The organism is Paraburkholderia panacisoli, from assembly GCF_008369935.1.
In the GTDB taxonomy this organism is placed as follows: Bacteria; Pseudomonadota; Gammaproteobacteria; order Burkholderiales; family Burkholderiaceae; genus Paraburkholderia; species Paraburkholderia panacisoli.
This window is the reverse complement of the sequence record NZ_VTUZ01000051.1, coordinates 38,606-63,951: the sequence shown is the minus strand read 5'-3', so window position 1 is coordinate 63,951 and position 25,346 is coordinate 38,606. Positions and strand designations below refer to the sequence as shown.

The 25,346-nt window shown below is 59.0% G+C and carries 30 protein-coding genes and 4 pseudogenes; 20 read left to right on the top strand and 14 right to left on the bottom strand.

Translation table 11 applies throughout. The features are described 5' to 3' along the window. Positions 1-654: 654 nt before the first annotated feature. Together FVF58_RS42830 and FVF58_RS42825 are read left to right on the top strand one after the other, a co-directional pair. Positions 655-2,256: a methyl-accepting chemotaxis protein gene (locus FVF58_RS42830; RefSeq protein ID WP_149675666.1), complete on the top strand. Its 1,602-nt coding sequence runs from the start codon at positions 655-657 to the stop codon at positions 2,254-2,256. A gap of 131 nt (positions 2,257-2,387) precedes the next feature. Beyond that, positions 2,388-2,654, top strand: coding sequence for a hypothetical protein (locus FVF58_RS42825; protein ID WP_149675665.1), 267 nt, complete (start codon positions 2,388-2,390; stop codon positions 2,652-2,654). 179 nt (positions 2,655-2,833) lie between these two features. Here the strand turns inward: FVF58_RS42825 and FVF58_RS42820 are convergent, their stop codons facing one another. Then, complete coding sequence (locus tag FVF58_RS42820; protein WP_149675664.1) at positions 2,834-3,151, bottom strand: hypothetical protein; 318 nt, start codon at positions 3,149-3,151, stop codon at positions 2,834-2,836. Between the two features lie 36 nt (positions 3,152-3,187). Between FVF58_RS42820 and FVF58_RS42815 the strand changes: the two genes are divergently transcribed. Together FVF58_RS42815 and FVF58_RS51965 are read left to right on the top strand one after the other, a co-directional pair. Beyond that, positions 3,188-3,451 (top strand): hypothetical protein, encoded by a 264-nt coding sequence (locus FVF58_RS42815; protein ID WP_149675663.1) that lies wholly within the window; start codon positions 3,188-3,190, stop codon positions 3,449-3,451. Positions 3,452-3,488: 37 nt separating this feature from the next. Beyond that, complete coding sequence (locus FVF58_RS51965) at positions 3,489-4,235, top strand: hypothetical protein (RefSeq protein WP_188131123.1); 747 nt, start codon at positions 3,489-3,491, stop codon at positions 4,233-4,235. On the opposite strand, the gene FVF58_RS53600 is transcribed toward FVF58_RS51965, so the two are convergent. Both FVF58_RS53600 and FVF58_RS54360 read right to left on the bottom strand, forming a co-directional pair. Further along, on the bottom strand, positions 4,202-5,203 hold the full coding sequence (locus FVF58_RS53600; protein WP_246217461.1) for a DNA cytosine methyltransferase: 1,002 nt from the start codon (positions 5,201-5,203) through the stop codon (positions 4,202-4,204). The two genes, FVF58_RS51965 and FVF58_RS53600, sit on opposite strands and share 34 nt — an antisense overlap. A gap of 18 nt (positions 5,204-5,221) precedes the next feature. Then, positions 5,222-5,353: a hypothetical protein gene (locus FVF58_RS54360; protein ID WP_281291351.1), complete on the bottom strand. Its 132-nt coding sequence runs from the start codon at positions 5,351-5,353 to the stop codon at positions 5,222-5,224. 371 nt (positions 5,354-5,724) lie between these two features. On the opposite strand from FVF58_RS54360, the gene FVF58_RS42795 reads away from it, so the two are divergent. Together FVF58_RS42795 and FVF58_RS42790 are read left to right on the top strand one after the other, a co-directional pair. After that, positions 5,725-5,988 carry a hypothetical protein gene (locus tag FVF58_RS42795; RefSeq protein WP_149675662.1) on the top strand — a complete coding sequence of 88 codons (264 nt, stop codon included), beginning with the start codon at positions 5,725-5,727 and terminating at the stop codon, positions 5,986-5,988. Between the two features lie 26 nt (positions 5,989-6,014). After that, complete coding sequence (locus tag FVF58_RS42790) at positions 6,015-6,719, top strand: hypothetical protein (protein WP_149675661.1); 705 nt, start codon at positions 6,015-6,017, stop codon at positions 6,717-6,719. Here the strand turns inward: FVF58_RS42790 and FVF58_RS42785 are convergent. The 4 genes from FVF58_RS42785 to FVF58_RS42770 are packed head-to-tail and all read right to left on the bottom strand — an operon-like array spanning position 6,694 to position 7,809. Then, a complete protein-coding gene (locus FVF58_RS42785) occupies positions 6,694-6,996 on the bottom strand; it encodes a hypothetical protein (RefSeq protein WP_149675660.1) in 303 nt (100 codons plus the stop codon). The genes FVF58_RS42790 and FVF58_RS42785 overlap by 26 nt on opposite strands. A gap of 31 nt (positions 6,997-7,027) precedes the next feature. Further along, the gene (locus FVF58_RS42780; protein WP_149675659.1) at positions 7,028-7,267 is read right to left on the bottom strand and encodes a hypothetical protein; all 240 of its coding nucleotides are present in this window, start codon (positions 7,265-7,267) and stop codon (positions 7,028-7,030) included. Between the two features lie 40 nt (positions 7,268-7,307). Beyond that, positions 7,308-7,511 (bottom strand): hypothetical protein, encoded by a 204-nt coding sequence (locus FVF58_RS42775; RefSeq protein ID WP_149675658.1) that lies wholly within the window; start codon positions 7,509-7,511, stop codon positions 7,308-7,310. Positions 7,512-7,515: 4 nt separating this feature from the next. Then, positions 7,516-7,809, bottom strand: coding sequence for a hypothetical protein (locus tag FVF58_RS42770; protein WP_149675657.1), 294 nt, complete (start codon positions 7,807-7,809; stop codon positions 7,516-7,518). A 443-nt stretch (positions 7,810-8,252) separates the two neighbouring features. Between FVF58_RS42770 and FVF58_RS42765 the strand changes: the two genes are divergently transcribed. The 6 genes and pseudogenes from FVF58_RS42765 to FVF58_RS42735 all read left to right on the top strand — a co-directional run bounded on the left by FVF58_RS42765 (position 8,253) and on the right by FVF58_RS42735 (position 14,903). Then, positions 8,253-8,618: a hypothetical protein gene (locus FVF58_RS42765; RefSeq protein ID WP_149675656.1), complete on the top strand. Its 366-nt coding sequence runs from the start codon at positions 8,253-8,255 to the stop codon at positions 8,616-8,618. 889 nt (positions 8,619-9,507) lie between these two features. Beyond that, positions 9,508-10,499, top strand: a pseudogene (locus tag FVF58_RS42760) (IS110 family RNA-guided transposase). A gap of 798 nt (positions 10,500-11,297) precedes the next feature. After that, a complete protein-coding gene (locus FVF58_RS42755) occupies positions 11,298-11,861 on the top strand; it encodes an Hsp20/alpha crystallin family protein (protein ID WP_149675669.1) in 564 nt (187 codons plus the stop codon). Positions 11,862-13,097: 1,236 nt separating this feature from the next. Continuing rightward, the gene (locus FVF58_RS42745) at positions 13,098-13,367 is read left to right on the top strand and encodes a hypothetical protein (RefSeq protein ID WP_149675655.1); all 270 of its coding nucleotides are present in this window, start codon (positions 13,098-13,100) and stop codon (positions 13,365-13,367) included. Between the two features lie 202 nt (positions 13,368-13,569). After that, complete coding sequence (locus FVF58_RS42740; RefSeq protein WP_149675654.1) at positions 13,570-14,664, top strand: IS630 family transposase; 1,095 nt, start codon at positions 13,570-13,572, stop codon at positions 14,662-14,664. Further along, positions 14,661-14,903, top strand: coding sequence for a DUF6429 family protein (locus FVF58_RS42735; RefSeq protein WP_149675653.1), 243 nt, complete (start codon positions 14,661-14,663; stop codon positions 14,901-14,903). Before FVF58_RS42740 ends, FVF58_RS42735 begins: the two co-directional genes overlap by 4 nt. A gap of 227 nt (positions 14,904-15,130) precedes the next feature. Here FVF58_RS42735 and FVF58_RS42730 read toward each other — a convergent pair. Further along, positions 15,131-15,496, bottom strand: a pseudogene (locus FVF58_RS42730) (MFS transporter); the annotation flags it as partial. A gap of 33 nt (positions 15,497-15,529) precedes the next feature. Between FVF58_RS42730 and FVF58_RS42725 the strand changes: the two are divergent. The 4 genes from FVF58_RS42725 (at position 15,530) to FVF58_RS42705 (ending at position 18,071) form a co-directional block, all read left to right on the top strand. Next, positions 15,530-15,766, top strand: a complete 237-nt coding sequence (locus FVF58_RS42725) for a hypothetical protein (RefSeq protein WP_149675652.1) — start codon at positions 15,530-15,532, stop codon at positions 15,764-15,766. A gap of 787 nt (positions 15,767-16,553) precedes the next feature. Continuing rightward, on the top strand, positions 16,554-16,826 hold the full coding sequence (locus tag FVF58_RS42720) for a hypothetical protein (protein ID WP_149675651.1): 273 nt from the start codon (positions 16,554-16,556) through the stop codon (positions 16,824-16,826). A gap of 47 nt (positions 16,827-16,873) precedes the next feature. After that, positions 16,874-17,359: a type II toxin-antitoxin system HicB family antitoxin gene (locus tag FVF58_RS42715; protein ID WP_149675650.1), complete on the top strand. Its 486-nt coding sequence runs from the start codon at positions 16,874-16,876 to the stop codon at positions 17,357-17,359. Between the two features lie 529 nt (positions 17,360-17,888). After that, positions 17,889-18,071: a hypothetical protein gene (locus FVF58_RS42705; RefSeq protein WP_342802441.1), complete on the top strand. Its 183-nt coding sequence runs from the start codon at positions 17,889-17,891 to the stop codon at positions 18,069-18,071. Between the two features lie 499 nt (positions 18,072-18,570). Here FVF58_RS42705 and FVF58_RS53590 read toward each other — a convergent pair whose 3' ends face one another. The 4 genes from FVF58_RS53590 to FVF58_RS42685 form a co-directional block, all read right to left on the bottom strand. After that, entirely contained in the window at positions 18,571-18,813 is a 243-nt protein-coding gene (locus tag FVF58_RS53590; RefSeq protein WP_246217459.1) for a hypothetical protein, read from the bottom strand. A gap of 283 nt (positions 18,814-19,096) precedes the next feature. Further along, positions 19,097-19,249, bottom strand: coding sequence for a hypothetical protein (locus tag FVF58_RS53585; protein ID WP_246217458.1), 153 nt, complete (start codon positions 19,247-19,249; stop codon positions 19,097-19,099). Positions 19,250-19,860: 611 nt separating this feature from the next. Then, on the bottom strand, positions 19,861-20,115 hold the full coding sequence (locus tag FVF58_RS42690; protein WP_246217457.1) for a DUF2513 domain-containing protein: 255 nt from the start codon (positions 20,113-20,115) through the stop codon (positions 19,861-19,863). A gap of 166 nt (positions 20,116-20,281) precedes the next feature. After that, positions 20,282-20,491 carry a hypothetical protein gene (locus FVF58_RS42685; RefSeq protein ID WP_149675648.1) on the bottom strand — a complete coding sequence of 70 codons (210 nt, stop codon included), beginning with the start codon at positions 20,489-20,491 and terminating at the stop codon, positions 20,282-20,284. Between the two features lie 680 nt (positions 20,492-21,171). On the opposite strand from FVF58_RS42685, the pseudogene FVF58_RS42675 reads away from it, so the two are divergent. The 4 genes and pseudogenes from FVF58_RS42675 to FVF58_RS42655 all read left to right on the top strand — a co-directional run. Further along, positions 21,172-21,885, top strand: a pseudogene (locus FVF58_RS42675) (IS30 family transposase); the annotation flags it as partial. Positions 21,886-22,112: 227 nt separating this feature from the next. Continuing rightward, positions 22,113-22,403 carry a DUF2591 family protein gene (locus FVF58_RS42670; protein WP_188131122.1) on the top strand — a complete coding sequence of 97 codons (291 nt, stop codon included), beginning with the start codon at positions 22,113-22,115 and terminating at the stop codon, positions 22,401-22,403. Continuing rightward, on the top strand, positions 22,400-22,771 hold the full coding sequence (locus FVF58_RS42665; protein ID WP_149675647.1) for a phage protein NinX family protein: 372 nt from the start codon (positions 22,400-22,402) through the stop codon (positions 22,769-22,771). Before FVF58_RS42670 ends, FVF58_RS42665 begins: the two co-directional genes overlap by 4 nt. Positions 22,772-23,187: 416 nt before the next feature. Then, a pseudogene (locus FVF58_RS42655) lies at positions 23,188-23,598 on the top strand (transposase family protein); the annotation flags it as partial. Between the two features lie 226 nt (positions 23,599-23,824). Here FVF58_RS42655 and FVF58_RS42650 read toward each other — a convergent pair. Beyond that, positions 23,825-24,031 carry a hypothetical protein gene (locus tag FVF58_RS42650; protein ID WP_149675646.1) on the bottom strand — a complete coding sequence of 69 codons (207 nt, stop codon included), beginning with the start codon at positions 24,029-24,031 and terminating at the stop codon, positions 23,825-23,827. Between the two features lie 359 nt (positions 24,032-24,390). After that, complete coding sequence (locus tag FVF58_RS42645; RefSeq protein WP_149675645.1) at positions 24,391-24,792, bottom strand: type II toxin-antitoxin system HicB family antitoxin; 402 nt, start codon at positions 24,790-24,792, stop codon at positions 24,391-24,393. Positions 24,793-25,346 lie beyond the last annotated feature (554 nt).

The window sequence follows — 25,346 nt, the reverse complement described above, 5'->3', positions numbered from 1 at the left end:
GGGGCAGTCGTCACGGTGTTCCTCATCGAGACCGCACCCCGCCGGCGCGCGGCCATCACCCCGGCCGACGACCCCGCGCACGACACGATCAACGCCTCTGGCGTCGCCAATGCCGATCCCTCAACCTGGTGAAATCTATCAATCTTCATCAAGGCCAGCGGCGTAGCTGACTGAATTGAGGGTTGTTATAGGGAGGGCGCCGTGTCTGGTCGCCCCGTTTGAATCGGGCCTTAGCTCGGGACCATGGCGCGCGACGCCGCAACGGCTTACGCCGACGAGTCCGAAGGACGCAGAGTCGTACCACGACGTTGGTCTTGCGGAATAAAGTCCGGAGTTGAGACAGGCGGCGAGCCTGAAAAACTATAGAAAACAAACGCTCAGGAGATAAGAATGTGCGCAACAGGACAATCAAAATGGCGGTGGTCGATCACCCAGACAATCTTGACCGAAAGGACTTGCCCGTGACTGAACAACGCATTTGGTCAAATATCGTCCCCCGCCACTTCGGCCTCTAGCCAGTCAAGAATTTTCCCCCTTCCTGTGTTGTGCGGCGAAGAAGCCGTGCCCACTACTCGAAAGACTTCCGTAATCAAGTGAAACTGCCTTGGCGAGTGGTCCGGACAGTGGTGATATTCCATTAGAAACGGGAGGTCTATGTCGACGTCATCAGTACGTCTCAAAACGCGGCTCGGCTTAAGTTTTGCTGCACTTGGTTTGCTATGTGTGATTGTCGCAGTGTTCGGATTAAAGGGAATCGCCGATGCGAATGCTCGGGCCGAAGGTTTCTACCAACGGCTGGTTCTGCCCGCGCAATATCTTCAGAATGCTTTCCGTCTGCAATGCATCCGGGCGATTCAGCTTCTCGAGGCGATATCTATCAACGACGCTCAAGCGAGAAAGGACCGCTTTGACCTTATTGAAACCCTGAAGCAGCCAGCGGACCGACAGTTCGAACTGTTTGGGCTCAGCGACAAGCCGGCCTCTGCGCAGGCGCTTGCTGCGGGGTTCATGAAAGACAGGGCACAGCTCGAGGAAGGATTTACTGAAGCCGTGCGATTAGGGCGCAGTGGCGACATGACATCAGCGGCTACCGTGATGGCACAAAATGTACGTCCACACGCAATATCGATGGCAAGAGAAATCGATCTGCTGTCTCACGCCCTTCGCAAGGAGGCGGATGTTTCGCGCCATCGCGACGACGTGGCTTACAGGCGCATCCTGGGGATCATGGCCGCTCTGCTCGCGCTTGGCGGTTCAGTTGCTTGTACCTACGTGTGGTATCAGGTGAGACTACTCGGACGCAGTCTTGACAGAATTCAGGCTGCACTCAACAAGACGAGCCGCACGCTCGATCTGACATGTCGGGCACCGGTAGAGAGGATGGACGAAATCGGCTCGACGGCCTTGGCTTTTAACGAACTGATCGGGCGTTTTTCAGACGCAATTTGCGCTGTCCTGCTGGCAGCGGAAACCGTTGGACTTGCAACGAGACAGATCGCGGCTGGAAATGCGGACCTTTCCTGCCGAACCGACGAGCAATCCGCGTCTCTGGAAAAGGCCGCGGCAAGCATGACTCAACTGACGGAAACGGTCAAACAGGGTGCTGACAATGCCCAACACGCAAAACTCCTGGCGACGAACGCGGCCAGCATGGCTGAAACAGGAGACGAAGCGGTTCAAAGCATGGTTCAAACGATCAGGGCAATCAACCACAGCTCATCCAGAATTTCTGAAATCACTGGCCTGATTGAGGGCATCGCCTTTCAGACGAATATCCTCGCGCTTAACGCGGCTGTCGAAGCAGCGCGGGCCGGCGAACAGGGCCGAGGTTTCGCGGTGGTCGCCAGCGAGGTCCGGGCACTTGCACAGCGTTCCTCTTCTGCGGCTAAGGAGATCAAGGACCTCATCGGATCGTCCACCACCCTCGTGCAAGGAGGCACGCGGCAGGCCTTCGAGGTTAGCGGAACAATCGCACAGGTGAAACATGCGATCAGTCAGGTTTCCCAGATTGTCGGCGAGATAGCTGACGCGTCGACCGAACAAAGCGTTGGGATCGAGCAGGTCAATCAGACGGTCGAGCAAATGGATATTCTCACTCAGCGTAATGCAGCGCTTGTGGAGCAGGCAGCGGCTGCAGCACAGTCGCTTGAAGAACAGGCGGGGAGGTTGAATCTGGCAGTTTGTGTGTTTGTGGTTGCGGACCAGACCGCTTCTGATGCACAGGACACTTCGACGGAAAGGGGCGTCCAGGAGTGACAGTCGTAAAACGAAGCAATGTTGTCACCGGACTATGCCCATGGGGGCAGGGGTTTCGCCGATCGCTCCGTCGGGCTTGGTAGTGGGGGCGGTCATGCTAGGATTCCTCGAAAGTGCTGATGGAGACGGATATGTCTGTCTTGCATAAAGAGGTTGAAGCCCCGCCGTACAGGATCGTCATTAACGCCGAACGCGAATACCGATCGGGAGATGCTGATCCGAACGGCGGCTATTACGCCCGCGCGGTGATCACGAGGCTGGATGGCGCGCCCGTGTATAAAAACTTCGTCATGTACCAGATCCAGCGGGGGGATGTTTTCGGAGATCCTCAGGGAGTGCTCAGAGATGCTGAAGAGCGGGCTCGTGAAGCAATCGCGAACGGGTTTCCGGACAACTGAGTTCACGTATTTTCTCCAGTAATCGGCATAGCGTCTGTATTAGGGCTACGCTGAACAAGTACCTGTTTTTCGAAAACGACCACGTAGCGACAAGGGTTTGCGGGGCGTCAGAAGGGCTTAATCAGCGTAGCCTTAGTGGTCATGGTGTCCTCACTCATTGTTCGATTGCTTCGCGTGCGTCAGGCGTACTGCGTACTTAACAGGACGGGCATGTTGTAGCGGCCGCCGTCAGTCCACGCATAGATTTCGTACAGGTTGCCGCAGATCATCCCGAGCGGACGCTCTTCCTCATCGCAGTTCCACATCCACATGCGCGTCTCGATCGGATCGAGTTCAACCCATTCCATGGGCACACCGTCTTCGGCAAGCGCGACGCCATCGACCACCGACTCGATGCCTGTACCGCAATGGCCCTGATCGTCCAGAGTTTGCTCCCACGATGCAGCCACGAAGATTTCGGACTCTTCGCCGATCCAGAAAAAACGGATTGAGCACATACTCTAGTTCCCGTCTGTTGGGTGTTGGAGATCGCCATGTCGAAACGTTTTCAGTCGTTCGAAGGCTTCAAAATCGAGGTAACGACCGAGCAGCTTGCGGGCGGCGTGGTCAAGGGCCAGTGGAAGGTGATTCCAGATACCGACGTTGCAAAATCGCAGCTTGCGCCGGCGAATCGGTTTTCCATGGAAGCAGACGAATTTCCTGGCCTTTCGGGCAGCGAGGTTGGGGAGCGTTGCTTCGATGCTGCAAAGAAGTTCATTCGCGGAGTGATAGAGCGCGCCTCCGCCGGCGGCAACTAGATTTCCCTGAGTGTTGCCTATGGTGTTGATGGGATCGATGTTCATGCTCGTCTCTCTGAATGATTTGGCGGGCAAGCTGCTTGCGGACAGCCGCAGCGCGCGCCTGCGAGCAGCCAAGAAATTTGCGGATCTCGGTCACGGTTCCGCGCAGTTCGCCGGCCGCGACGGCTGCCGTCATAAGCGGCGCGGTGGCGTTACTCTCTCGCGTGACTTCTGTTACTGCCCCTGCGTGACTGCCTTGCTGGGCGGGCGTTACCGCGATTTCAGTCACGTCAGCGGGGCGAAGCGCAAGCAGCCACGCGAAGCAGGCGACACCTTCAAGCACGGCGGCGAATGCGAGGCCCGCAATCAGGTCGGCATGCGCTATTGGCAGACCGAACTCCGTCAACGCACCAGTGACCGGGTCAGCCATCGCTGCGGCGCGCTCGGCGGTGGCGCTGTCTTGCGCGGCCTCGGCGCGCTTCGCTTCGGCTGCTTCGACGCCGAGAGCATCAAGACGGGCGGTCAGGGTCGTGCGCTCAATCCGAACCGTCGCGCATCGGTCACCTCACCGGCGTTCCGTGACCCGGGCCAGTCGCGCTACAGCCTCAGCCCGGTCGGCGGCGATCTCGGCCAGGTCGCGACCCTGGGTCATGACCACCGGTACCGCCGCGGCGCGCAGCTCGCCCGCATGCTTCTGCGCCATCACGAAGAAGACCGCGTGGCCGTAGCAGGTGGCCGCTGCCGGCTGGCCTCTCGTTCCGATGGTGCTCATGCGGCGACACCAGTCATCTGCTTCTCGTGAGCAAAGTTCGCGACGATCAACGCGGTTGCTACATCAGGGCAAACACTGTTGCCGATCATCCTGACCTGCGCGCTCTTTGAAAGTGGCTTGCCATTGAAACCCGGGTCCAGCACATAGCTGTCCGGAAAGCCTTGGGCGCGCGCCAGTTCGCGCGGTGTCAGCATGCGCATGCCGATGTCCACGATCGCATACGTTTCGCCCCGGATCGTGACTAGGCCGAGGGCATCGGCGCCGTGATACTTCTCGAGGAAGGTGCGGACTTCGCCAACATGGCCGCCGCCGGCGGTAAGGGCCGGCATCGGCTCGCGTGCGTCCTGGCCGAACTGGTTATTGCGCAGCTTGAGCAGGTGCGACGTCACAACCGTCGTGTCGGCTTTGCTGGTGAACGTGATGAACTCTTCGACGAGCTCAGACAGCTTGATCTCAGCGGGGGCCGGCGCAAGCAACTCTTTCATCTGCGCCTCGACCTGTGCTGCGATGCTGGTGCTGGCCTGATGCTCAACCTGAGCGCGGATCAGCTTCAGGATGAGATCGTTATATCCAGGCAACTCTAAGTTGGAAAAGTCGACCTGCATGGCGGGCTTGACCTGTTCGCTCAACGCCTTGCCAAAGTCCGAGTAGGACCGCAACTCTTCGTTGATGATCGAGGTGATCGTGCTCGTCAACTTTTCTTCGATCGCTTTCTCGATCGTTCCGGCTGCCACCACGTTTGCGAATGCATTCGATACAGCTTGCTGAAGTTCTTGCATTTTCCACTCCATTTTATGTTGTGATGAAGTACTACGGTTAATCCCAGCTACGCGGGTAGTGCGCGTCGCATTCGTGTTCAAATCGCGCGGCAGAAACGGATCGCACCGATCTGCATGCGCACTCGTTGCGCAAAGGCTGCCCAGGATGAACCCGAAGCATCCCGCTACGAACGCCACAATCAGGAGCAGTACTAATTGGGAGAGCATGAAATTGTCCATGGGTGAGCCTTTACGGGATCAGGTGTTACGCATCGACACGCGAGCGTGTTCGGTTTCGGTGTCGTCCCATTTCTGAGCGATGTCCAGGATCAGCATGATCGCGACGAAGGCAGCGCACATGCGCAGGCAGAACTTGAGATCGCGCATCACAGAACCCCCGCGCGCCAAGCTACACAGAGGAACCAGACGCAGCCGACAGCTAGGCCGGCGACTGCAGCATATGCAGCGGCCTTTCCTTGCAACTGGCAGGCAGCCAGCAGCTCGTTATCGCCAATGACGCGGTTCACTTTTCGTCTCGCGTGAAGTAGTCGAGTTCGTCGAGCCGACGCGTCTTTTCGGTGTGCTGCGGTTGGTTGGCTTGCATCTCAATGTCTCCCGTCACCGCGGCAAAACTTCTTTACCGCGAGCGAAGGCAACTTGAATACGCGCCTTCGGACAATGGGCCCGATCAGAGAGGGAGAGAACTGCGACTGTGCGGCCGAGCTGCGCGACGAAACGGCAATGTCCAGAAGGCGGATCCGATGGTGACCGCGGCGTGTGCGGCCGGCGCGACGGTGTCGATCGCGAACGTTCAGGACTTCGCGAACACTGTGCTTCCGGCTGCGAACGCTGTCGTGCAGGCGGCACCATCCACCGTCCTCTCGGACAACCAGAAGTTGCAGATCGGCGGCGGCATTTCGCTTGCCATTCTCGCGGTCGACACGGTCTCGGCGGTCGCGCAAAACGTGCAAGCTGTGAGCGCTGCACCGGCCGGTGCTTCGGCTCCTGTCGCAGCGAGTCAATAATGGATTGGTCCGCTGCAGCCACCGCTGTGAAGCGGGCCAACGCCGCCTACATTGAGGATGCCGCGCAGTCGAAGATGGCTTTCTCGGCGTTGGGCGACGTCTGGAGCGATATTTTCAAGAACTCTAGTCACCAGGCGGTCATGTCGGTCGACGCCTCCGGCGGCACGCATCTCAGCATCAGTGGTACGCGTGCCAGCAATCTGCACGTGCTCGACCTGTTCGCGGACGTCTCGCTCGAGCCGAAGCAGGTAAAGGGCGGCGCAGTCACCGAGGGCGTCGTCCAGGGTATGCAGGAGATGTGGGACTGGGCGTTTTCGGTCGCGCCGGCCGGCTCTGTGTTCAACGTGACCGGGCATTCGCTTGGCGCGTCGCGCACGCACCTGACACCGTTGTTTCTGCCACCGGCGCAGATCGGCGCGCTGCACAGCTTCGAGGCGCCGAAATTCTGCGATGCGCAGTTTTATGCGACCTATGCGCCCGAGCTGGCGAGCATGGTCTGCGTCCAGAATGGCGCGGATCTATGGGCGGCGTGGCCGTGGATTGACCCGCGCTGGGTCGCGCGGCCGCAGCCTGAACACTACTGGCTGAACGATGTCGGCTTCGATCTGATCCCGGCATCGCAGTGGCCCGGCGGGGTGAATCCGCTTGACCATGATGTCAGCCTGGTGCAGCGGCGCGTTGTGGCGATCGCGGCGGGGCAGGTGGTTAGGCCCGAGGCCGTTTCTTCCTAGTCATCGCCGCGTCGATTGCGTCTCGCCCGGTCCGCAGGAGCGTGCCGGGCGGTTCCAGGCTTTCGGGATCGCCCAATGGGCCTGCCCAGACGTGATAGAAGCCCTTCACGTCCTCGGCAACACGCGCTTCGTTTGCGATCATGAAGTCTAGGCGTGCAGTATCCTTGGCGGCCATCGCCATGACGCCATCCCACGTACGCCGCGCTACGTCTTCGTCGGCACTGTAAAGACGTTCAGCCAGAACCTCGGCGTGAAACCACGCGTCAAAGTCGCTCACACCCATCTCCCATCTCGCCTATGGCGGCGAATCAATCAACCTTCACGACTCTTCCATTCAACTCAGATCCGGGCGGCAACGGTCGGTCATTGGATTTCACGAATTCCTTGCCGTGATACGTGAACTTGTCCGCTGTCAATGGAGTCAGCACACTTGAAAATGATCCGCTGCCAGCCACCATGTCGCCGTACGTGTTCTGTTTGACGACGTCCAGATCGCCGTCACGCTCCAAGATCGCCTGTAGTTTGGCAATGTACTCCGATAGTTTCATCCGCTCCTCCCGCGCCAAAGCGCACATCAATCAGCCCGCACTAGCGGCGCGTCACCCCTTTTCCCAATCTCGGCAGCAGCAGCGCCGCGTCGATCGTTGCCAGGTCGGTCGTGAAGTCGAGTTTCCACGACTCGCTCTCGCTTGTCACCTTCATGCCGTTGTGGGTCACAAGGGTGTAGCGGGCGAGCAGCAGCGCCCGAATGACTTCAGGATGGTCGGATGCATCATCGGGTCGTTCGGTCATGGCTCTAACCTGCCTCATACGGTGGCGCATCCATCAGCCAGCCAGCAACTTCCGCGCGCTCGCTGAATTTCGGCGCATCCACCCACTTGGAAAGCGTCTCTCTCCACTCGCCCCACAGATAGTCGTCAAGGTCGAACACTTCCTCGATCAGCCCAGTTTCGTCGTCCCGCAAAAACGCATATGTCACGTCGTTCCCGTTCCACCAGGCTACCGCGAAATCTGATAGGTCCGCTGTCGTGCCGTTCGGATGGTCTCGTAGCAGCATGGACAGTTGCGATTTGAAGTCTTCTAGTTTCATGGCGGCCTCCGGATGGTGCAGGTTAACAGGCAGGAAGTGGGCCTGGTGTCAGGGTCGGTCGACCGGCCCGGATCGGCGCGCACCAAAACGCTGCTTTTGGCTCTATATTTCCTCGAAACCCTTGTCCCATAAGGGCTCTACCTCGCGCGGCGACTCGCCTTGATCGGTGGCGCGCGAATCGCTCTTTTTAGGCGGAATTTTCGCTGAAAACCTTTACCAGCAAGGCTCTCACGGTGGCGCGCGGTTTGGCTCTGGGTATCTCGGCGCTCAAGATTGCCGACTCGGGTAGCGGAAAATGCATCGCACTTTTGCGTCGGTCTACGACTTGAGGGGCGGCCGTCGGACAATACGCGGCTACTGAAGGAAGGGTCTCTTCGACGCGAAGGGATGGCCGCAGTGCGATGATTGTCGTTTGTGGCTGCGGAAATCATGGATCGAAGATTATGGAAACGGTCGCGTTTATCTCGACTGAGGACGGGGACGACTTGATCGTGTCCTTTGCAGTCATCGACCCAGCGGATCCGACCGGGGTCGAAAGTCTCACCCTTCTGCGCACGCCGAAATATGAACACCTGCTGGAAGATTGGGAGCGAGGCGTGAGCGTGTCGTTTGAGCGGTACGTGGAAGACGATGAGGAATTGCTGGAAGAACTCTGCCTTGACCAAAAATCAGCCGTAGTACGCCTGACAACCAGCCTGCGCCGCTATGAGCTGGATCTTCGAAAGGTCGACGAGAAGGAGATGACGGCCATGCGAAAGGTGCTCGTCCAGATGAACTATGATCGTCGGATCAGACTAGTGGGCGTCTAACGATTTCTTCGATGCGACGATCGCACGAACCCGGATATTCGCCGCAGGGGCGCGACACTCAACGAAACGCCGCTGCCTCTGCCGTCCGACGGTGACACAATTATTTCGTTCACGTCGCAGTCTTTGTGCAACAAGGATGTCACGGTGCTGGCTGACGGCCGGCTGGCCTCGGGATCGTGGGACAAAGCGATCAAGCTGACACGGTCACCGTCGAGGACCTGCGGCGCTACCAGTTGCATCTGGTAGCTGAACGAAACCGCTCGCGCAGTAGGGGCTCCGGCCAGCTGCGGACGTTCGCCGACCGACCAGAATCGTTGACGATCCCGGCCTAGACTCGCCAGACGCGGGCTGCCACCAGCCAACGGCGGCTAGGGCGTCGTCGCACCGGAACTTTGCAGGCCAGCCATTTCCTCAGCGGTGCGGGTGCCTCGATAGGGCGACCCCCAGAACGGTAACTGGCACAACGAATGCGAGGGCAGCGGCCTGGACACTGCCTGCACTGCTGGGCATCGCCATTGACAGCGCTTCGATTACAGCTGGCCCGCCCGCCAGGGTGCCCAGCAGACAGGCCCACCACAATTTCCCGTTGCGTTCTGTTGTTGCAACGATCGCGGTTAACGACACTCCAAACAGGAAAAATCCTGCAAGTGAATCCATCACCGGCCTCCACCGTATCCCTTCGTGAAGACAGTTTTATGGTTTTGTGACGACGCGGACAGCATCCGGCGCTTCGGCGTGTGGGGTGGCCCACATATGTCAAACCCTGATAGAAGTTGCTCTATCTGACCGCGTGGCTTTGATAATCATATAGCCGGCCTCGCGCCGTTCCTGTAGGACGGCCGGCGTAGAGTCAGGGTTGCGACACCGATGTGACGCACAGGAGGCCGGCATGAAAAAGTTTAGCGGAATCGACCTGCACTCGAACAACAGTGTGGTCGTGGTCAGTGATGAGGTCGACCCAACGACGCGCTGCAGATCCGCGCCGTGCTGGCGTCGCATCGCGAAGAACTGGAAGGTGTGGTCGTCGAAGCGACGTACAACTGGTACTGGTTGGTCGATGCACTACTTGCAGATGGATACCATGTACATCTGGCCAACCCCGCAGCGATCAGGCAGTACGAGGGGCTGAAATACAGTGGTGATTTCACCGATGCGGCCCATCTCGCACAATTACTGCGCCTGGGACTGCTGCCGGAAGGCTGCATCTACCCCGCAGACGGACGGCAGGTACGCGACCTTGGACGCAAACGGATGCAACTCGTGCAGTGCCGCACCGCCCAGATTCTCGCGATCGGCAACCTGTTCGCGCGGCATACGGGTGCCCAGATGCACGGGCCGGAGGTCAAGCGACTCGACGGCGCACAGGTGGGCCGATTCGGTCTTGCGCCCGACGTAACGCTCGCGATCCGGGCCAACCTCGCGGTCCTGCAAACACTGCAGGAGCAGATCGACATCGTCGAAAAGCGACTCATGCAGCAAGTGAAGCTGAATCCGGATTACGCGCTGCTGAACACGGTCCCGGGCATTGGTCCGGTGCTGGCGACTACCATCATGCTGGAAACCGGCACCATCTCGCGCTTTGCCACCGTTGGCCACTTCAGTTCCTACTGTCGTTGCGTGGACAGCAGGCGCGAAAGCAACAGCAGGAAGAAAGGTGAAGGCAACACGAAGAACGGAAACCGCTACCTGGCATGGGCGTTTGTCGAAGCGGCCAACTTCGCGATCCGTACGTGTCCGCAAGCCAGGCGCTTTTACGAACGCAAGAAGCGAATGCGCAACGGCATCGTTGCGATCAAGGCACTGGCGCACAAGCTGGCTCGCGCCTGCTATCACATGCTTCGGGAGCACAAACCATTTGAGACAGTTCGCTGCTTTGGCTAGCAGGTGATGCAAGGGGAACGAACCCGGTAACTTGACTGGTGCACAGCCATGGCTTTGATTGGGTCTTCCCTTTGCTTCACCTCACCGACTGTCTGCAAGCAATCGGGTCGCCCGGGCGAGGAGCCACATTTGACTGGCGTTGCACACGCAACAGCCACGGCTTTGCCCGACCCCTTGGACCTCGTCCGGCACCAACGTTTCTCCGGGGCGGCCATGGCCGCCAGGGCACACGTGACTTACCTCGCGGCATGCTTGATCCAGATGGGTGTCTGCTGCGATCCGTTTCGCAACCAGATTCGAGAAACCGGATGCGATTTTGATCATGCAGACAGGAGACGCACCACAAGCTTCCTTGCGATTGCCGTTTCGATGAAAGGCATATCGACATGGCAATCGCAAGGGGGAAGAGATTTGTACGTTGACTCCGGCCGACTAATGGGTGTCAACTTGTCGCAGCGAAACCGCAAAAACAGCCGAGACGCCCGGCTTCGTGGACGCGCGGATGCAGAACCTGTGGACGGATGGTGGCGCGGATACACGGTCAGCACCTGAGCGGTGCCGGCGCGCCGGTACGCAAGCCGGTTGGGCCGTCACCATGGATGGATGGCGCCGGTCAGGATCCGGCGGCATGGCAGCTGCAAGCCGACTGGGGTCTGCCGCGTTACGCCCAGCGGTCGCTGGCTGCTATTGAGGCCGGCACAACGCCGCGCCGCAGTCAAGGGACGACAGCAGAAGCGAGGCCGTGAAAGCGCAATGATGGACATCCGCTTCTCCTGCCAGACCATCGAGGAGCATACGATGAACACCGACCCGAAAAAGTGGAACCCTTTCAAATTTCTCCGCGGTTCGGCGCGCAAGCCCGAGGCGGACAGTCCGCAAAGTCCGCCGGGCAGCGAACCGTGGCGCACTGGATGGCCTGACATTCAGCGGCTTTTCACTCGCGATCCGTGGCGTGCGATGGAGGATTTCTTTCACGATCCGTTTGCAACCCGCGGGCCGCTCGATCGATGGTTTGGCGACTTCAGCTCGTCGCGTTTCCAGCCGCGCATCGACGTCGTCGACGAAGGGAACGTCCTGCGCGTGACTGTCGAATTGCCGGGCATGGAAAGGGAGGATCTGACCGTGAGCGTCGAGGATGGAGCGCTGGTGTTGCGCGGCGAGAAAAAACAGGATGTGCACAGCGAGGAAGATGGCTGCTACCGGCTTGAGCGCGCCTATGGGGCCTTCACGCGCACGGTCCCGATGCCCGAAAATGCCGATCCCGACCACGCGCTCGCAAAGTTTGACAGGGGCGTGCTGACGCTGACCGTGCCCAAACAGGAGCCGCCGCGAGCCGCGAGCCGCACGATTGATATTGGCTAGCGGTGGGCGGCGACGGTGCGCTTGCGAGGTGGATGAAGGGGCACCGCCGCCGTCATCAAGCGGCCAGGACGGCAGAGGATTGCACAGCCCGTTCAGCTGTCACCGCGAGGCACAATGATGTCTGTTGCATACCCCTCAGGTTCCAGTCTGCCCCGGGGAGGCTAAGGGTGACACAGCACCCGAAAACAACTCCTTGGTGTCGCGCAGGCTGAGGTGGAACCGGAAGTACCAACGCACCGCCTGGCTCATGACCGTCGCCCGGAACTGGTGGCTGCCGTGACAGCGCCGCTCGCTGCATCGATCAGCGATGACGATCTCCGTTTTAGCACGACCTCATCCGGTCCAGGAGCGACAACGGGCACCTCACAGTTTCGGAACGATGCGCCTGTTTTCGACGACACATGCGGGCGACGCGCGCGACGTCGCGCAAAGCATTCGTCACAAAAAGGGGCCGCCGAAGTGGCCGGCCCTGGATAGTGTTGGAATGCGTCGCTCCCTGGAGTCCGGTCGCGAATCGGGACACTTGGCATGCGTCTTATGGAGAGCTCTGCGACACCCCCGCACAGCTGGTTAGTGGCCGCGCGCGGCATTGGTCGCTGTTCCAGCCGTAACGTTTCGATACAACTCCTTTCCGGCTTCCGCGCCAATGTCGAACAAAGGCCTTTCCTCATCTCTCTAACTGATAGGGAGGTGAAAGTGATAGGGAGGTGAAAGTCATGATCAGACTATTCGCGATTGTGGCTCTCGGGGCAGGTCTCACGGGCTGTGTCGTCGCTCCGCCACCTGGGTACGGTTACGAGCCGTCGCCCGCATATGAATCGGGGCCCGCTACTACGGATATACGCCCGGCTATTGCGCGGCGCCGGCCTTCGACCTTGGTATCGGTGTCGGCTTTAGTGGGCAAGGCGGCCACGGTGGACATGGCGGCCACGGCAGATAAGGTCAGGTATCCACACGGTTAGGTATTTGCCCGGAAAGTCCTTTCCGATGACGAGCGCAGCTTGCGGATCCCGCACGATTACCCGCTTTGCTGCGAAATCCCAGTCGGCTTGTTCGCGCGGATCACGCGTTCAACAGCCATGCCGAGGCGGCGCAGTGCGTGTGCGGGAGGTTCGGTCAATGCGGCCATGCCCCGGACCCGGTCTGCTTTGCTGCTGCGCCTGCAGCATCCCGGCTGGAACAGGCATCGAACCGCACGTATTGAGCGCCGCCAGTGTTGGCCCGATGGAGTCGACAATGACCATGATGACCAGATGGACGCTGACGATTGGCCTGGCATGCGCATGCGGCCTGGCCGGTACGGGCAATGCGAAAGCAGACGACCGGCTTTTAAAGCTGCTGCAACTGCAAACCTTAAATCGAATGGCACCGCAGGGCGCGCCCACAAAGAAGAACGCTTCGGGCGACAACAATGCGCGTCAGGATCGTGCGGCAGACCCTCAAGGGGCCCAGCCACAGCCTGATAACCGGAGCGCTCCCGGCAACGTGCCGGCGCGAAAGCCATAACTTTCGGTGCTGTCACGCCAGAAGAGCCATGCGTGCCGCCGTCGCTGCCACAACTGCGTGCGCGGTACGGGGACGGGACGCAAATGAATCGGTGGTGCACCATCATTTTCATTAGCACTAGTGTGCTGAGTTAAAAATTCATTGAATGATGTCGATCACGTACTAAAGTGTTCTGAGTGGCACTCGATACGAGGAGGCATCGATGAGCGGACGGCCCAAAGGGAAACTTGTGCTGAGCGAATCGGAGCGCGAACAACTGCAAGCGCTGACGATGCGGCGCAAGACTGCACAGTCCCTGGCATTGCGGGCGCGCATCGTGTTGGCCTGTGCCGATGGCATGGACAACAAGAGCGTTGCGGCGAAACAGCGGGTCACTCAGCAAACGGTTTCGAAGTGGCGCGCGCGGTTCGTGATCCATCGTCTGGACGGACTTCTTGATGCACCTCGGCCCGGCGCGCCGAGGACGATTGATGACTCGCGCGTCGATGCCGTCATCGCGAAGACGCTCGAGTCCGTGCCTGTCGGAGCGACTCACTGGAGCACCCGCACGATGGCTCGCGAGATGAAAGTGTCGCAGACCGCGGTCACGCGGATCTGGCGTGCTTTTGGTTTGCAGCCGCACCGGCAGGAAACGTTCAAGCTCTCCAGCGATCCGATGTTTGTCGACAAGGTGAGAGATATCGTCGGGCTTTACCTGGATCCGCCACTCAAGGCCATGGTGCTGTGCGTGGACGAGAAGAGCCAGATTCAGGCGCTGGACCGCACGCAACCCATGTTGCCGCTGGCCCCCGGCATCCCTGAGCGACGCACGCACGATTACATGCGCCACGGCACGACTACGCTGTTCGCAGCGCTGGACATTGCTACTGGTGAAGTGATCGCCGAGGTACATCGGCGCCATCGCAGCAGCGAATTCCTGCGCTTTCTGCGTACCATCGAAGCCAGCGTGCCGTCGTACCTGGATGTGCATCTGGTGATGGATAACTATGGCACGCACAAAACGCCCTCGATCAAAGCCTGGTTCGCTCGTCATCCTCGCTTCCATGTTCACTTCACGCCCACCTCGGCGTCGTGGCTTAACCAGGTCGAACGCTGGTTTGCCGCGCTCACTGAAAAATATCTTCGACGCGGCACGCATCGGTCGACACGCCAACTCGAAGACGCGATCCGTCATTACCTGGACATCTATAACGCTAATCCCCAACCGTTTATCTGGAGCAAGTCGGCTGATGAAATCCTGGCGAGCCTCGAACGGTTTTGTGCGCGGGTCCGAAGCGCTACGGCAGGAGCATCATGAATATCAATACCGATGCAATCGATGAAGTCGCCCTGGCACTTCTCTACCTGACCCTGCACGACCGATACCGTGCATGGAAGGGTTTCGACTGGGATGTACTGAACCGGCTCTACGAGCGAGGCTTCATCGAAGATCCTGTCAGCAAGACGAAGTCCGTGATCTTTACCGAAGAAGGATTGCGCGAATCCGAGCGGCTCTTTAATGAGCATTTCGTCATTCCGAAGACAACAGGAAATTGATTCAACGAACTTCTAACTCACGACACTAGCGCGCGCTAACACGCTGCCGGGCCGTACAGAATGATGCGAATAAGGATGAAGCGGTCAGTCCGGCGGTACCCGAAGTGCTCGGCACGGATGGCAACGCTATCGTTTTTCTGCTGCCTTCCCATCGTAACAAGGCACCGGCGCGGCCCTGGAACGCAGGTACCCCTGCATATCGGCGGAAGCAGCGGCAAGCCAGTTGATCATGCAGCGGGTGTTGCGTGTCCGCTGCCGCCCTTCGTCCGGGCATCGTCGTATTCCCGCGAGATGTCCTTGTTCGTATAGTCTCCCAGCCGCGAAGCGGCAATCAGGCTGATCACCGCGCACAACAGAATGTAACCCGCAATTGCATAGCCCGAATGATAGTAAGCGAAGAGCGCGGTCGCGATCAGCGGGGCAGGGCCGCCGGCAATGACCGAAGCCAACTGGTAGCCCAGGGACGCACCGCTGTAACGCAGCCGCCCCGTGAAGGATTCAGCGATCAACGCTGCCTGGGGACCATACATCATCGAATGCGGTACCAGCGAGAGCACAATCGCAGCGAAGATCCACATCGGATCCCTGGTGTCGCTGGCGACGAGTGTCATGAGGCTGGGCAACCGGTGCGCCGCCTGACGATGCGTGAAACTTACGTGGCGAGCGGCGGACTCGTGCGGTATGGATGCGATGTCAAACGCCTGTACGTCGGCGAAGTGCTGCGGCGAAAAGCGCAGATGACCGACGAGGTCTGGGCGGCCTTGTATGCCGCAGGAAAGCTGCAGCAAGCGTATCCCGCCGCGTGGTGCGGCTCGGTAGACTCACTTCCGATTGATGGCCTGGTCGTGCATGTCTTGAGCTAGTCCTGCAAATGGCAGTCCTTCGAGGTAGGCCAGCGGATTGTCGGTCATTGAATGATTGGGCTTTCTGGATAACGACCTTAACGTCTGCGATGTGGTGAAGCACTGCTTGCAACGGGGACGTTTTGGCGATCGACAGGGCCGCCCGATTTTCTCCAAAGCCGACGTTCGCGGCAAAACGATATTGGTATGCGAACGGCCGCTTCGGCCGGCGGATTCAACCGGTGGATGCAACACACTGAAGACGGCGCATGCTACCCGGAGGCACGCGTCGGTTAGAGGTTGATACCCCAATTGAGCACGCCTACTTATGTGTGGCGGATTCGCTGTACTTCCTCGGCAGAGGGTATACAGTGGGTTCATCCGCAAAATTGTTTGAGATGCAACGCATTAAAGGCTAGCGCCTTGAATGCCTTCGGGTCCTGGCACCAAGCCGGTTGCAGCGCCGTCCGTAAGCGTTGCCGTGCGGTTAGCAGACACAAGTCAACCCAGCGCTCTTCCGGCTGTCCGTAGGCAGCGCAGAGCCTTCGAATGCCCCAGTGGCGGCTCACCCTCACGTTCTCTGCGCCGAAATCCGCGTTCGCGTCACGTGAGTGGCGGGGGGGATGGCGTGCCCAAGCCGTGGCGCCGTCCATGAACTAACCGAACAAGGGCCATACGTATGCCGCACTTTCACGGAAGTTGGTGCGGATTTCGGTGTCGCTATAGCAGTTCGACCAAACGGCTTACCGCAGCAGAGCTTGCGGCTAGCGCTACTCGCTCAAATTCTGCTTAACAGGAACACATTATCATGACTATTCCAACCGTCGAATACAGAGGGCACGAACTGCGCGCCTATTCAAACCAGGTCTTCCCCCTGCACCGGGACCCATATGCCAAAGGGCCAAGGCGCTTTGCATCGGTCGTGAGGATCGATGCAGGACCGTCTTCCAATGCCGGGACACGGCGCTATGCGGTGCAGTTTGCAGGAAGCGATCCCGCTCTATCCGTCGATGCACTAAACCTTGCATTGCAATATGGCAAGGACATTATCGACGGCAAAATTCAACCGACGCGGTTGTGAATCGCGCACGTACACCTTTCCGTCCGTTGGAAAGATCGAGCCCTACCATGAAATATCCGCTTTACCTCAATCGCATCAGCAGTACCCGGCTGCACGCGCATTTTCCCGATTTTCCGCGAGTCGACCTGATCGGAAGTTCCCGCGCAGAAATCGAACTCAACGCGCAGCGGGTCATCGAGCAGGCATATGACGGTGGTGATCAGCCAATTTGCGCACCAACCAGTGACACAGAGCTACGCGCTCTCAGAGTGGATGGCAGCGATGGACTTTGGGTGTTCGTCGATATCGATCTGGCACGCGTGTCTTCGACAGCCGTCGAACTCCGGTTTAACATTCTCGACACCCTGCTTGATCGCGTCGACGCGGCGGCAACGGAACATCATATGACGCGGGCTGCCTTCTTTTCACGGGCGGCAATGCACGAACTGGAAGAGAACCGAGCGTCGCGAATTGCGCAGACGCCTTCGTCCCCGGCAAAGAGTTTTATATCCATATTAGGAGAAAATTATGACCGACGATCAAGTCAACCTTGAAGAACTGGAAGAAAGCAGGAGGTGGTGCGCTCTGCAGGAGACCCGCGCCGAGGGTGGTGTGCCGGTAGTACCGGCGGTGCCAGTCCGTATCCCTCAAGGAGCACCCAAACAGTGGATAAGAGAAGCCCGGAAGTGGCTCGGTGCTGGTGGTCGCATTATCTAGTGGATTTTGGCGCGTCAAACGAAACGCCAGTTCGTCGACTCACGACGAGCGCGGGAAAGGCCGGCGAAACGCTGGCCTCTTTGAGTCCAAGGGGCGCGCTGACGTCATTGGGCTGCGGAACGGCCAAACGTCTTTGTCCTCGGATCTGCGTGCTCAAAATGGAAGCTGGCCACGGATCCTCAATCCAGGCGCCAAACAGCAAGGAGCGCGTTAAGCCTGCCTTCGCCAAACGCTAGAAATCGTCTTGCATCGGCCCTCGGCATTGGCGGTCTAAACTCCTTCTCGGCCGTCTGAACGCAACGACCCAGAAAAATCGGTCGGCCATTGATCGACCCACCGTGTGGCGGTGCGAGGCTGGAGGTCCTCATGCAACGAACAATCGAGTATCGCGGTTTCGAAATTCACATTGATTTGGTATCCACATCGAAGGACATGTTCGACGTATGGTTTCGTTTCGAAGGACACGTCAAACTTCCCGGCGTGGCAGCGCCCGGCGAGCGTATCAAGATCCGGGGCGGCCCGTTTTCCGTCGCTGGGCCTATTTCGTAGCGGAGATGGCCGGCCACGCCGCGATCGATGTAAGGGACCTCAGCTTTCTCGCTCCCGGTCGCATGTAGTCAGCCCGCTCCGTTTCGGCTCCCGGCATTTTTTTCGCACGCCTCCAGACAAAAAAAGCCGGCGCTTGGCCGGCTTCTGCTGACTGCTCTTCAGCAGTCTCGCGACTGACGCTAATCAGACGCGCTGTCCCGTGGTTTGAGGCGCATTAGGCGTTTGAGATTTATGTTCGACGCCGTCGTTTTGAGCTTCGGCCTGCTTGCGCTTGCCATGCTCAAACTGCTGTGCACGCCGCTGGATCGCTGCCTGGCCTCGACGCGGTTGTTCTTGGATTGATGTCGGTTCGTTACGAACCGTACTGCAAAGATGACCGCGCCGCCGCGCGGCTATTCGCCGTATTTCAGGTTCGACTTGGGAAACGCGATTACGTTCAGAAAATAGTTGTAAAAGCGGGCCGCAACCGACGATGATTCGACTATTGGGCGGACTATCATCAATTACCGTTTGCCATTTCGTGCGCGGCAGCGAGCGCGAGGAACGCAGATCCCGACATATGCCGTTCTTTCGCCGTGGTATCGATCTGCTGGACCGGCTCCCGGGTAGGGTGATGTTCAGTTGCATCAACACCGAGCAGTGACAATGGGCGCAGCCATTGCTGGCCCTGGGCATGATCGAACACCGGAAGCCAATCCTGCCGGCAAAGCGCGATGCCCTGCACAAAGCCCTGTGCCCGCATCTCGCCTTCGATGTATTCACGGGGGGCATTCGGATAGGCGTAAATCGGGAAAGGATGCCGATGCCGGCAGTTTTTCTGCGCGTAATTCGGAGGCGCTTTCTTTGTGACATCCGCCGTGTGTAGTTTGGCGATTCAATTCGCTGAATCCGTTTCCTTCCATTTCTGGCACAGGCGGGGCGGCGCGCATCGACCACGCAAGTGTTGGCCGTTGCATCGTCCGCAGCCGCCTCCACCAGTCACGTCCTCCAGCCGAGCTTTGGCGCTGCGTAACTCAGCGCGGCGATCACATGGCCGCAATCGTGCTGGCAGTAGCGCCGGATATGCTGTATTTCCACGCCTCGCGCCAGTGGATCGAGCTTATGTCGACCAGAACACCACTCACAGGCCGGGAATGCCTCGGCGCCTCGGGCATCCACCACTGCAGCGCGATGTTCAAGGAAATGGTCCTGACTCAGGTAGATCGACGGACAAAACAGGCAGGGCCGGACACAGAAGATAGCCCTCGGTCGGTCGCAGATTGCCGCTCACAGCGGTTGCAGCGCAGCGCCCACCGCTGGGCCCCATAGGATTTCCAGGCCGACAGGCCGAGCGAGAGTTCGAACAGGAATGCCAGATTGGAAAGGTCGAATCGGTCCTTGGGCGGCAGGGCGGCGCAGTGCAGCTCGTTGTATCGCGTAGCCAGTGTGTCCGCAGCTAACGGCATGCCAATGCGCGGTATGGCGTGGAACACCCGGAACGGATCCGGCGGGGTTGTCCTGCCGGGTCCCCCCGGGGCTTGGGAGCGCAGCAGTTGACGCCGTGCTTGCTGCGTTCGTGATATTCGGGAAACTCACGCTTTAAGCGGCGGATGCTCCCGTCGGACCAGGAATAGCCGTCACTGCGCCGGTACAAAACCAGATGGTCCGACGTTGCTGCGTGGTCGTCATCCTTCACAGAACCAGGTGCGCTTCGGCCAACTGCTACTGCCTTCGGCGCCCCCAGTGCGGCGCCCGGCACTCGGTTGTTTCCACGAAAACCGAGAGGCGGTTCCCGCGTTCTAGTCGCGCTTTAGGTGTCTTCGAAGGTATTCGGGGCCGCCGACTTCAAAAACTCGTGGCCATCCCAGGTTAGCCGCCAGTCACTACCCATTGAGCGCACGAGATTTGCGTCCGCAAGCAGGTTCAACTGGTACCCCACGCCTCGGTTTGAAACGTCGAACGCGTTCTTGAGCGCCGCCTCAATGTCAAATTCGCTAAGGTGCGAGGACTTGTTTTCCTCGAGGGTCTTCAATATCGCGAGTGCCAGATTCATATCGCGTTTCACGATCTCCTCCTGTTGTAGATGGCGTAACTCATCGAGATGGCGCCAAGGGATATGACGTCCGCGCAAGCATCCCGAGTGCGGCTTGTGCACCCTTCTTTGCACTTCCGCGCAGGTCCGTGGGAGGCGCGGTACAACGCGACCTGTGCGGGTCCACGATCGACGTTCTTCAGGCGAAATCCCCGTGCGGGTCGTCCGGCATCGTGTGTTTGATTGTCTTTTCGTGCTCGTCGCGAGCGGCTTCACGCGGTGACAGGAACGGATCCCCGGCTAGCCTTGGCTCCGACGTTGAGATCGGCTCTGCGCGCGGCAGGGAAAAGGGTACATCAATAAACTGTGTTTCGTTGTCTTCCGAAATGAATCTCCGGGTGATGCTCATATGTCCTCCATCAAGTGTCTCGCGTCAGCATCTGGCGGCGTCTGGGTGCTTGCAGCCTGAACGGCTCCCGCCTGCCCTTGCGTACCTGTCCGTGAACGCGGGATTGCGCATCCGCGGCTGGATCGTCGATCAGCAATGCGAATACAACGCCAACGCGCGGCCGCCGATTCATCCGTCACGCCAATCGATCCCGTTCACGAAAAAACCGGCAGATCAGGTTCATGGACCACCGACTCGCCTTCAGGGTGCGAGGTGGCGGCCCTATTAGGCTCGTGCCACGATCTGAAGGGGCTGGGTGATTCTCGACACCAGTCGCGTGCGCCATCCGGGAATTACCGCCTGGGGCCCCCTCATACCCTCGGTTTCCATCGCAGCATGCCGCTCTTCGCAGGCCTCTAAGCGTGGCCCCAACCCCGGGGTGTCCCAAGCCGCGCCCTGCTGCCTTTTCCTCTTTATGTAGTGCCTACTTCTCCGTTCTGTTCAGAAGTCAAGGGAAAACCGCGAAAGGTGCTTTGGGGACGGCGTCCCATAATACTGCTCCGGGATCTGTCTCACTTTGAGTGTAGCCCTGTTGTGGTCAAAGGGCCCCAACTATCGGACTACGCATCGACTGATCCGTCCTACGGTCAACCGGTCGATGCAACACAATAGAAGCTGCATGAGCGGCAGGAGTGTTCCAAATGAAACAGAGACCCCGGATCTATTACAGCGAGAGCCAGAAGGCGCTGACGTGGGAGCGCTGGCGCAAAGGCGATCCGCTTCATCAGATCGCCCAACTGTCGCAATCACTCTTCAGTGCAGGGTATTCTGGTGCAGACTGGAGGCATTCAACCTGCACCGCGTCGCCGGTCAAGACTGGCGCTGACCCTTGCCGAGCGCGAGGAGATCTCGCGCTCGATGGCAGCAGGTGAATCGATCCGCTCTGTGGCCACGCGACTTGGACGCGCTTCTTCCACAGTTAGTCGGGAGATCAGACGAAATGGCGGAAGTCAGGGATATCGGGCGAGTCGTGGAGCATTTGCGGCGTCCACGAGCAATGCGCAGTTCACTCCATTACACGGCGAAGACGGATGAACGCGGCAGGATCTGTGACGCCGTATCGATCAGCGAACGCTCTGCCACGACCGGGGATCGCGCGATACTGGGCCACTCGGAAGGTGATCTGGTGTTTGGCAGCGCAAGCAGCCAGATAGACTCTGGTCGAACGTCAAACCCGGTTCGGGATGCTGGTGAAGATCGACGGCAAGGATACAGAAACCGTAATAAATGCACTGATCGGGCACGCAGGCAAGCTTCCCGACGAATTGTACAAATCGCTGACCTGGGACCGGGGCAAGGAGATGGCTGACCATAAGCGTTTCACCGTGGCAACCGACATCAAGGTCTACTTCTGCGGTGTGTCACGAACACAAGCGGTAGCTTGTGATGCTGTATCGAAGATGGGAGAAGGCCTCCCTCGTGTCTCGGCTTGTGGAAAACGACGCATAAGCGGATGCTCATCGGCATTGATCGGAAGGGTGGCTGTGGATGTCGGCGAACTGAAGGATGCGCTGCTCGATTATGGAGTTGCACGCGCCGGGGGAATGCGGGATGCTGATCTATACGGCGAAGACGCCGAGGGGTGGCCAGTGTGCATGTTGGGCGATCCGTCGAGCGGGAGGTTTTCGCTCCATCCACCGGCCCAGAGCAGACGCAACCGATCATTACGCACGAGCAAATCGAGATCAGTTCTATCGTGGATCCGGTATTCGAAGAACAGTCGATTGCTCAGGTCGGACGACCGGCGGAGATCGCCGCCCAGGCACGGTCGGGGAGTGATTGGTGGCTCGGAGATGATAATCTGGCAGCGGCTATGCGTTGGTATGTTGACAGCAAGTTCGGCCAGGAAGTGCCCGATGGAGAGAGCCTGTGAAGACAAACGATCTGGAAGGTGCGCAACTCGATTACTGGGTTGCTAAAGCGGAAGGCCTATCAAACCCAAAGGTGGAGGATGGCCTCTGCCGGGTAGCGTATGTTGATTGTGACAACAAACACGAGAAGTCCGTCGAGGTTGACGCCGCCTTTTCGCCGTCGACGGACTGGGCTCAGGGCGGGCCGATCATCGAACGCGAAGACTACTGTCTGCCCCGGGTCAACACTAATGCTGGCGCACTACACCATGGCGGTTACGCAGCATCCACACCGGCCGGCTTTTGCTTCTACGGAAACACTCCGCTGATCGCCGCCATGCGTGCCTACGTTGCAGACAAGTTCGGCGACGAAGTCCCTGACGAGATCTAGGCGCCTTTCCTGCCGAGGGTTGTGCATCTACTGGAAGACAGCCATGACATTCCAGGAGTTCAAATCGCGGTTGGCGACGACTGTGCGGAGATTAGCGAGGCAACGTTCGGCCGAAGCGGCCGCTTATGCCTGGCGGATTCAACCGCTGGCTGCAATAGTTTGCTGAAATTGCTCGGCAGGCGTTTCATAGTTCGGGGTTTTCCTCGGACGCTCATTTAAACCGTCTCGCCACTGCATTGAGTTCGGCCTGTCAATACTTCGACAGGTCGCTTCCAGCGCGACTGCCAGATACAGCCCGTTCTGCGCAGTGCGTGAAAAGTTCAACTCGCTCCTAACCCTGTACGGTAGCGTGCAGACGTGGATGCCCGGTCGCCACATACTTGCTGGCAGCGCACGAGCTGCTGCTCAAAGGACGAGGCGAGTTCGAATCGGAGTGTCCTGGCTACTGCGGTGCCCAGGACACTTTTTATGTCGGCACCCTCAAGGGCGTGGGCCGCGTCTACCAGCAGACCTTCGTCGGCACGTACTCGAAGATGCCCTTCGCCAAACTCTATGACCGCAAGACACCGTTCGGTCTGATCTGCTCAATGACCTCGTCGTTCCGTTCGACAGCTACGGAATACCGCTCTCACGCGTGCTGACCGATCGGGGCACCGAGTATTGCGGCAATCCCCGAGCACCACGAATACGAACTGTACCTGGCCGTCGAGAACATCGATCACAAGCGTACCAAAGCACGTTCGCCGCAGCCAAACGGCATCGTCGAGCAGCTTCACAAAACCATGCTCGACGCGTTCTATCGGATTGCCTTCCGCAGGAAAATCTACGACATTGCGTTCTTCAGCACGGTCCATCTCGCATTGGCTCCGCATTGATGCAGCTGGTGTTGCATCGGACCGCCGCAGTCACCGCGATTGAATCTTTTTTCAGAACTTGCGCACTGAGCCGACATTCAGGTCCAGGCGCTTGCCCGATTCGGAGGCTCGGCGAGGGTTCGCCGCCGGGTGTGAATGTATTAGTCCATCCGCGTTGCTGCAGATTGAAAAGGCCGCATCATTCTCTTCCGCCACCGTTGATCCCGCTTCCACTTCTCCAGACCTGCTTGCCCCGTTCGGAGAGTTCGCCGCAACTATGTGTTGCATCGCCCTCTGTCCCTTCTATCGCCATCTCGCCGCCGGCCTGTTCCTGTGCCTTCTGTTTCTGCCTGTGGCGCGCCGCCACGGCTTCGTCATGCGATCTGCCTGCGTAATTCAGTGTCATTTTGCCAACTCCTTAACGTAACAGCCTTTCTTCCTGGACGCGCCACCTGGTGTGCGTCATTTGCGGGGCTGCAGTTCCAACTGCTTGCGTAGCCCGTCTAATATATGGTGTTCATCGAGCCAACGGATGTCCCGCTTTCGCAGAGCGTTGCGCCTATACCGACGCAGCGCCGCGCCGAGCATGAGCGCCAGCCCGACCGCGATGCCCCACATTGAGTGCGTCATATCATCCTTACTGGTTGTTCCCGACTGACGGCAGGCAACGACGTAGTCGAGGAATCGTACGTTCGCATCCCGGCGCTTCCAGGAAGCGCCCCGCGCCTGCGCGTCATGTTCCTGAACTGAACGGCAAGACGATGGTTAGCCTTCCTGCTTCTTCAGTTCATCAATAAGCGCCAGTGTGACGAATGCAGAGCGCGTCATGCGGCGCTCTTTTGACCTTGCATCGACTAGCTGAAGCAGGCTCTCAAGCAGATGGACCTGAATGCCCACGGATTTCGAGGTAACACGCGCCAGATCGATGTCGACAAATACCCAGATCCCGTTGCCATCGTCCATTTGGAGCGCCTGCAATTCCGTTGTATCGCAGGTAGGGGCGGGGATAAGTTGCTCGCTGCGGTCATACATATCTTCCACGGTCGTCTGGGCATTGCGCGTCAGTTCGCTAAACGAATCGCCACTCGCGTCGGCGGTGGGGAAATCGGGGAAGCTGGCGCGAAAGCCCGCATCGCCATTCCGATGGACATACAGCGGATATTGCATGATCTGCTCCTTGGAGTGGAGCGCCGACAGACGCTCGCTGTGCAACGCCACGCCAGGGGTGCTGGGTGTACAACCGACAACTGAGTGAGTTCGTACGCATGTTTCATTAGACGCTTCGCGTACGAATACGCAATGACTTTCTTGTTTCATTGCAACGCCATATCGAGGAAAGGTCGAAGCCACTCATTTATGGAGGGAATCGCTCTGGCGAGGGGCCGTATTCTGACTCGATCTCCGGCCGTTCGGGCCCCACGGGGTGTACCGGGAAAAAGGCAGCACACACGGCGCGCATGAGGCGCTCACTGCGACGGAGGACGCTGCTGGAGTTTGCGTTTTCTCAAGCGGGCCAGGAATTCCGTCGATAGTGGCCTGGCGGCGATTTTAGCAACGAGGCAAGCGCCAGCGACGGAGGTTTTGAGGAGGTCTTCGACACGAAAACCAGACATCGAACATATCCTTCAATGTGGGCACTAACTGAACGTTAATTCCGAGGGCGTGACGAGGAGATCTGGGGACACGCCGACGGCGAGATCGACCGGGAGGACCACGTTGTG